The organism is Xenorhabdus hominickii, from assembly GCF_002632725.1.
Taxonomy (GTDB): Bacteria; Pseudomonadota; Gammaproteobacteria; order Enterobacterales; family Enterobacteriaceae; genus Xenorhabdus; species Xenorhabdus hominickii.
Window position 1 is genome coordinate 611,702 of the sequence record NZ_NJAI01000002.1, and the last position, 6,910, is coordinate 618,611.

At 41.2% G+C, this 6,910-nt stretch carries 5 protein-coding genes; 3 read left to right on the forward strand and 2 right to left on the reverse strand.

Annotation, left to right across the window (positions count from 1 at the left end):
* Positions 1 to 173 precede the first annotated feature (173 nt).
* Both Xhom_RS09980 and dld read left to right on the forward strand, forming a co-directional pair.
* Positions 174 to 1,565, forward strand: a complete 1,392-nt coding sequence (locus Xhom_RS09980) for an APC family permease (protein WP_069316263.1) — start codon at positions 174 to 176, stop codon at positions 1,563 to 1,565.
* Positions 1,566 to 1,822: 257 nt separating this feature from the next.
* Positions 1,823 to 3,577, forward strand: coding sequence for a D-lactate dehydrogenase (gene dld / locus Xhom_RS09985; protein ID WP_069316262.1), 1,755 nt, complete (start codon positions 1,823 to 1,825; stop codon positions 3,575 to 3,577).
* Between the two features lie 83 nt (positions 3,578 to 3,660).
* On the opposite strand, the gene sbcB is transcribed toward dld, so the two are convergent.
* Positions 3,661 to 5,091, reverse strand: a complete 1,431-nt coding sequence (sbcB, locus tag Xhom_RS09990; protein ID WP_069316261.1) for an exodeoxyribonuclease I — start codon at positions 5,089 to 5,091, stop codon at positions 3,661 to 3,663.
* A gap of 176 nt (positions 5,092 to 5,267) precedes the next feature.
* On the opposite strand from sbcB, the gene Xhom_RS09995 reads away from it, so the two are divergent.
* Complete coding sequence (locus tag Xhom_RS09995) at positions 5,268 to 6,446, forward strand: tyrosine-type recombinase/integrase (RefSeq protein WP_069316260.1); 1,179 nt, start codon at positions 5,268 to 5,270, stop codon at positions 6,444 to 6,446.
* Here Xhom_RS09995 and Xhom_RS10000 read toward each other — a convergent pair.
* Positions 6,427 to 6,615: a helix-turn-helix transcriptional regulator gene (locus Xhom_RS10000; RefSeq protein ID WP_069316259.1), complete on the reverse strand. Its 189-nt coding sequence runs from the start codon at positions 6,613 to 6,615 to the stop codon at positions 6,427 to 6,429. The genes Xhom_RS09995 and Xhom_RS10000 overlap by 20 nt on opposite strands.
* Between the last annotated feature and the right edge of the window lie 295 nt (positions 6,616 to 6,910).

Below are 6,910 nucleotides of genomic sequence, written 5' to 3' on the forward strand. Positions count from 1 at the left end.
GCCAATTGGCGCTCGCTGCTGCAATGATGACTATGGGGCGTTGCCCTCTACAAATTCACCATCTTCTAACTCTTCTTTCTTTTCTGTCTATAGACAGATGCGAAGTCTACCCAGTAACTATCGATTAAGTAGTTCTATTAGTACCCAGATCGAAGTTATGGGAGGTTTCGCTCATGTCGCATAATACTACCACCCCAACTACAACTTCATTTGGTGCTAATCCAACTAACACCAGCAACCGCGTTCAGCTGAGAAGAACACTGACTCTGTTTCAGGTAGTCATGATGGGGCTTGCTTATATGCAGCCTATGACTATTTTTGATACCTTCGGTATTGTTTCTGGTTTGACTGACGGGCATGTTGCGACATCATATGCTATCGCTCTGATCGCAATTTTATTTACAGCTTTAAGTTATGGAAAATTGGTAAAACGTTTCCCATCAGCAGGTTCTGCCTACACATACGTACAAAAATCAATGAATCCCCATCTTGGGTTTATGGTAGGCTGGTCATCTTTGCTGGATTATTTGCTCATGCCGATGATCAATATCCTGCTGGCAAAAATTTATCTCCAGGCCATTTTTCCGGGCGTTGACCCGTGGATCTTTGTCGTTGCCTTGGCGGTATTGATGACAATTTTCAACCTGAGTGGCATTAATGTTGTGGCAAACCTCAACAGCCTGATCGTGGTTGTTCAAATTGCTGTTATGGTGGCATTTGTCGGTTTATTAATGTACGGCGTACATAATGGAGAAGGTGCTGGAACACTGTTCAGTATGCGACCATTTACGTCGGAAGAAGCGAAATTGATTCCAATGATAACCGGAGCGACGATACTTTGTTTCTCTTTCCTCGGGTTTGATGGCATTAGTTCTTTGTCTGAAGAAACTCCTAATGCAGAGAAAGTCATTCCAAAAGCGATTTTCCTGACTGCATTGATTGGTGGTGTTATCTTCATTTCTGTATCTTATTTCTTACAGCTCTATTTCCCTGATATCTCCAGGTTTAAAAATCCAGATGAATCTCAGCCAGAAATTATGCTGTTTGTTGCAGGCGCATTATTCCAAGCAATCATTTTGGTGTTCTCTTGTGTGACTGTAATGGCTTCAGGTATGGCTGCACATGCAGGGGTATCCCGTCTGCTTTATGTAATGGGACGTGATGGCGTATTGCCTGAGAAAGTATTTGCCTATGTCCATCCAAAATGGCGTACTCCGGCGATTAACGTTCTATTGGTTGGTATTGTTGCCTTATCTGCTGGCTGGTTGAATCTCGTGACTGCAACGGCTTTGATTAATTTCGGGGCATTGGTTGCATTTACTTTCGTTAACTTATCGGTAATCTCTCAATTTTATATTCGTGAACGTCGCAATAATACACTGAAAGATACCTTACACTTCTTGATCCTGCCACTTCTTGGTGCGGCGACAGTCGGTGTGTTGTGGGTGAATCTGGAAGCAAAATCGATGGAATTGGGCTTGATTTGGGGTGGAGTTGGTCTCCTTTATATGTTCTTTGTGACCCGTAGCTTCCGTCAACCGATGCCACAGTTCACTGAATCATAGTCAAAGATAGATTGCAGACTTCAGCAAATAAAGTGGTTGTCTGAAAAAGAAGAGTACATTGATACTTATTTTGAAACAGCACCTTCGGGTGCTGTTTTAGTTACTGACAAAGTATTTTTTGATTAAATTGAATAAAAAAACAGTAGAAGATACATAAAAAATCATCACAAGGCATCATATAATAAATAGCAATTTGCTATACCTGATTTCATTAAGGGCCTATTTTGGGTTCTAGTTACTAAGGTAAGAGAACTACTATGAATGATGTCAAAAGTCCTCAGAATCAGCAACTCATTGCCATTCTTACGAATATCGTTGGTGCTTCCCATATTTTCACTGACCCGAGAAAAACTGAACGTTATCGCAAAGGATTTCGCTCCGGACAAGGAGATGCTCTTGCGGTTATATCGCCGGGATCATTATTGGAGCTATGGAAGGTTTTCAAGGTTTGTGTCGATAGTGACAAAATTATTTTGATGCAGGCTGCCAACACAGGGTTAACGGAAGGCTCTACGCCAAATGGCGATGATTATGACCGAGATATCGTTATCATCAGCACATTACGGATGGATAAAATCCAAGTTCTCCAATCAGTTAATCAGGTTGTTGCATTTCCCGGCAGCACATTGTGGCATTTGGAAAAAGTATTGAAACCATTGGGACGTGAGCCTCACTCAGTGATTGGCTCGTCCTGTATTGGTGCATCCGTTATTGGTGGGATTTGCAATAATTCGGGAGGCTCTTTGGTTCAGCGTGGTCCTGCTTATACCGAAATGGCACTCTATGGTCGTGTCAATGAAAAGGGCGAAGCTGAACTTATCAACCACTTAGGGATCTCGTTGGGTGATACCCCTGAAGATATTCTGACTTGTTTGGAAGAACAGCGCTATCGTACCGAAAATATTCAACATGATGCCAGAGTGGCTTCTGATCATGAATATTCACAACGCATCCGAGATGTTGATGCAGATACACCATCCCGGTTTAATGCTGATGGACGTCGATTGTTTGAAGCTTCTGGTTGTGCAGGTAAATTGGTTGTTTTCGCTGTTCGTCTTGATACTTTTCCGGCAGAAACTTCTTCGCAGGTTTTCTATATCGGAACCAATAAACCTGAAGTTTTGACGGAGCTTCGCCGCCATATTCTTTCCAGTTTCCGGCAGTTACCTGTTGCCGGAGAATACATGCATCGAGATATTTTTGATGTCGCTGAAATATATGGGAAAGATACTTTTCTTATGATTGATAAATTAGGTACAGATAAAATGCCCATGTTTTTCAATCTAAAAGGGCGAATGGATGCGATATTGGGTAAAGTGCCATTTTTGCCAGTACATTTTACAGACCGCGTTATGCAAAATCTGAGTCGCTTATTACCTTTCCATTTGCCTATTCGCCTGAAGGAGTATCGAAATCGCTTCGAACATCACCTAATGTTAAAAATGTCTGGTGAAGGGATAAAAGAGGCGAGTGAATGGTTGGAAAGCTACTTTAAACAAGCCGATGGAGAATATTTTGTTTGTACGCCAGAAGAGGGGAAAAAGGCGTTTTTACATCGTTTTGCGGCGGCTGGTGCCGCGATCCGTTACCAAGCTGTTCACAGTGATGAAGTAGAAGATATTCTGGCATTAGATATTGCTTTGCGGCGAAATGATCATGAATGGTTCGAATCATTGCCCGTAGAAATCAGTGAAACGTTAGTACACCGTCTATATTACGGGCATTTTATGTGCCATGTATTCCATCAGGACTATATCGTTAAAAAAGGTACAGATATCTATACACTGAAAGCAAAAATGCTGGAGATCCTGAATCAGAGAGGGGCTGAATATCCCGCTGAACATAACGTTGGTCATTTATATCAAGCTAAACCGCAGCTTAAGCAGTTTTATCAACAAACTGATCCTACCAATACTTTAAATCCGGGAATTGGCAAAACTTCCAAATTGAAACATTGGGGGAAAGACTGCGGTTGTCAGCACTTTGATCATCGCCATACTAATAACGAATAACATGTTGAAAAAAGTAGAAAAAGACAAAGCAGGGTTGTTTGTCTTTTTCTTATTAAAAGCAAGTGGAGTAATATGCTGAAATCTTATCCAGCTATTTGGAGTGCATAATCCACGAGAGCTTTCAACTGGCGGCACTTTTCTTCATCAGATTGATATTCAATAAAAAGTTTTTCAATAGCAGCAAGATATTGACTGATACTTTCCTGAGTTAAGATATTCTGACGGTGGCGCAACCAACGTTGTTGCTCATCATAATCCAATGTTGCCGGATAGTTTCTGGCACGATAACGGAACAATAGTGCTTTAATTCGTGCATCTTGGAATGTTAAGTCTAATGCAGGTAAGTTCTGGGGCGTCGTTTCTCGGATAATTTCCATTGCGGTTTTATCGGCATCACTGAAAAAGCCGCTATACAGCTTAGTATCGACATTATCAGACTCTGGAAATTCTTCTGGATGAGAAAATAATTCGACGACCTTTTCCCTGATTTGTGGGTTATCGCGCAAGATAGCAAGATTTTTCTCGCATTGGCTGCAATCCAATCCCACTCGTTCAGCATCTTTTGGCCGTAATGTATTTTCTGGCGCGATGATTGGGCATTTATTGATATGTACTAATTTAATAGGTACCGGACTTTGATCTGGTTGTAATGCATCACGTCGGGTATATAGCCGTTCACGTAATTCATTCGCATTGAGTTCCAACAGCGGAGAAATATCTCCTGCCAAATCACACATAATAACAGCATTACGGTTGGTTGGATGCCATGCCAAGGGCGCGATAAGACTGATGTTACTGCGTAGAGTGCCAAACATGCCCGATACATGAACCAGAGGTTTCATCTGTGGGATGTCAATCTGATTGCTGATTTTTTGCTTGTTCCTGAGTTGGAAAAAGTAATCAAATAAGCGGGGTTGGGCTTTTTTGACTAATTTTGCCATTGCGATAGTTGCATGCACATCGGACATAGCATCATGCGCCTGACTATGCTCAATACCATTGGCTTTTGTTAAGTGCTCCAGTTTGAAACTAGGTAATCCATCATCATTTTCAGGCCAGATAATGCCTTCTGGGCGCAGAGCGTAGCAAGCACGCAAAACATCAAGCAGATCCCAACGGGAACTGCCTTTTTGCCAACTATAGGCATAAGGATCGTAAAAATTGCGATAAAAGATGTTACGGCTGACTTCGTCATCGAAACGAATATTATTGTATCCAAGAATACATGTATTGGGTTTGCTGAATGCCTCATGAATTTGGTGGGCGAATTCAGCCTCATTAACCCCTTTTTTTAATGCTAATTGTGGTGTAATCCCCGTGATCATGACGGCTTCAGGCTCGGGAAGGTAATCGTCAGCAGGAGCACAATACACCACTAAAGGCTCTTCAATGATATTGAAATCGCTGTCGGTACGAACTCCCGCAAATTGAGCTGGGCGATCTAGGGCTGGGTGCTTGCCGAAAGTCTCATAATCGTGGAAGTAAAATGATGATTGTTTATTGGTGGTAGACAAAGTTTTTTTCCGTAAGTTATTGGTGCTTATCTTTATGATTTTAGTGATTTTATAAGCGGTTCTTGATTGTTTTTTGCTTTGAGTGTTTATTTGTGTCCTTTACTGTCCCATTTCGTCCATGCAATATTAAGTACAGAATGAGTACAAATTATTGTTTATGGTGAGTACAAAATATTATGACTCTTAGTGACACAAAATTGCGCTCCATACATGGTAAACCATATCAGGGTAAACCTGAAATAACAGATATTGATGGACTTAGTGCCCGAGTATCCCCAAAAGGGGTGATCACGTTTCAATGTCGATATAGATTGAGCGGAAAACAACACCGGATTGGTATAGGTCGATACCCAGCTATTTCATTGCGAGATGCCAGAGCAAAAGCTGTAGAAATAAAAATTCTTGTTGAACAAGGGTCAGAGCCTCGAACGTTGAATGAATATACAGAGCGAAAAATAACAACATTGGATGATTGCATTAGGTACTGGGCTGATACATATGTATATAAGCAACTAAGGCCAAAAACTCAGGCTCTCTATGATGCCATGGTGATAAAAAATATATCTGGGAAGTTCTCTAACACAGACATTGAGAAAATAACATCCAGAGACTGGATTGATTTATTTGCAGAATTCGAAAAAGAAAACTCCAAAAAAGCACACAGGCTGTTTATTCAATTAAAATCAGCCATTAATTGGTGTATTAGACGGCAACTAATAGACTCATGCCAGATAATGAGAATTAATCCAAGAGATATTGGCGAAAAGTCTAGTGTAGGTGATCGGGTTTTGTCATATCAGGAGCTTGCCAAAATTTGGTTAGCCATAGAAAGAAGTCGGGCATCTACATCTAATAAATTATTGCACCAAATGGTTATGCTATGGGGCTGTCGGTTATCAGAACTCAGATTGGCAACCATTCAAGAATTCGACTTAGAAAATAAAATATGGGCAGTTCCTTCCGAACACAGCAAAACTAATACAATAATCAGAAGACCAATATTTGATGGAATTCGCCCACTGCTTGATAAGGCTCTTATCACTTACAAGGATATTCTTTTTCCGGGGCAGGATATTCGTGCGCCGATCTCTATATCGGCAGCAAACAGATATGTAAGAAGAATTAGGGATGGCCTAAATATGGAGGAATGGAGAGCGCATGACTTCAGAAGGTCGCTTGCCACTCGTCTGTCTGAAGAGGGAATTGCCCCGCATGTAATAGAAAAAATGCTGGGGCATGAGCTTAGCGGGGTAATGACTATTTATAACAAACACAATTGGATTGATGATCAGCGTGAAGCTTATGACACTTATTTTGATAAATTGATGTGGTATATCAGTAAGATAGCTGATTAACCCCTCCATCGTCTATCCATTTATAAAAATCCTTGCGCAGGTAGGCCTTAGGGCGAAGTTTTACCGGTCTTGGGAAATTCCTGCGCTTCTCATAATCCCATAGTGTTTGGCGTGAAGAAATTCCTAGTTTTTCCATAACTTCATCTTTAGATATCAGTTTGTTATCCATCCTTCATCTCCTTCCGAATAACTCTCACATAATAAGCCAGCACTGATTTAGCACTGAACCTCATGTGATTGAGTGGTTTAAATTTAGGCGTGTACTTATCGAGAATTTCGGTCACTGCTTTGTCGTCATATTTGGGTAGGTTGGTTAACTCTTTCAGGCACTCCCTTGCCACCTGTCGTCGTCCGTTCTCGAATGTGTTAGTCATTGGTGATGAAGTTGACTCCGTTAATAAATTCGATATTGTTTACGGGTGATTCATTACCGTATAAATCCCAGCCGTCCATTGACTCACGGG

Bases quoted from the DNA above. Each gene is read 5' to 3' on its own strand.
- Xhom_RS09980 (WP_069316263.1), top strand. From the start codon at position 174: ATGTCGCATAATACTACCACCCCAACTACAACTTCATTTGGTGCTAAT.
- dld (WP_069316262.1), top strand. From the start codon at position 1,823: ATGAATGATGTCAAAAGTCCTCAGAATCAGCAACTCATTGCCATTCTT.
- Xhom_RS09995 (WP_069316260.1), top strand. From the start codon at position 5,268: ATGACTCTTAGTGACACAAAATTGCGCTCCATACATGGTAAACCATAT.
- Xhom_RS10000 (WP_069316259.1), bottom strand. From the start codon at position 6,615: ATGGATAACAAACTGATATCTAAAGATGAAGTTATGGAAAAACTAGGA.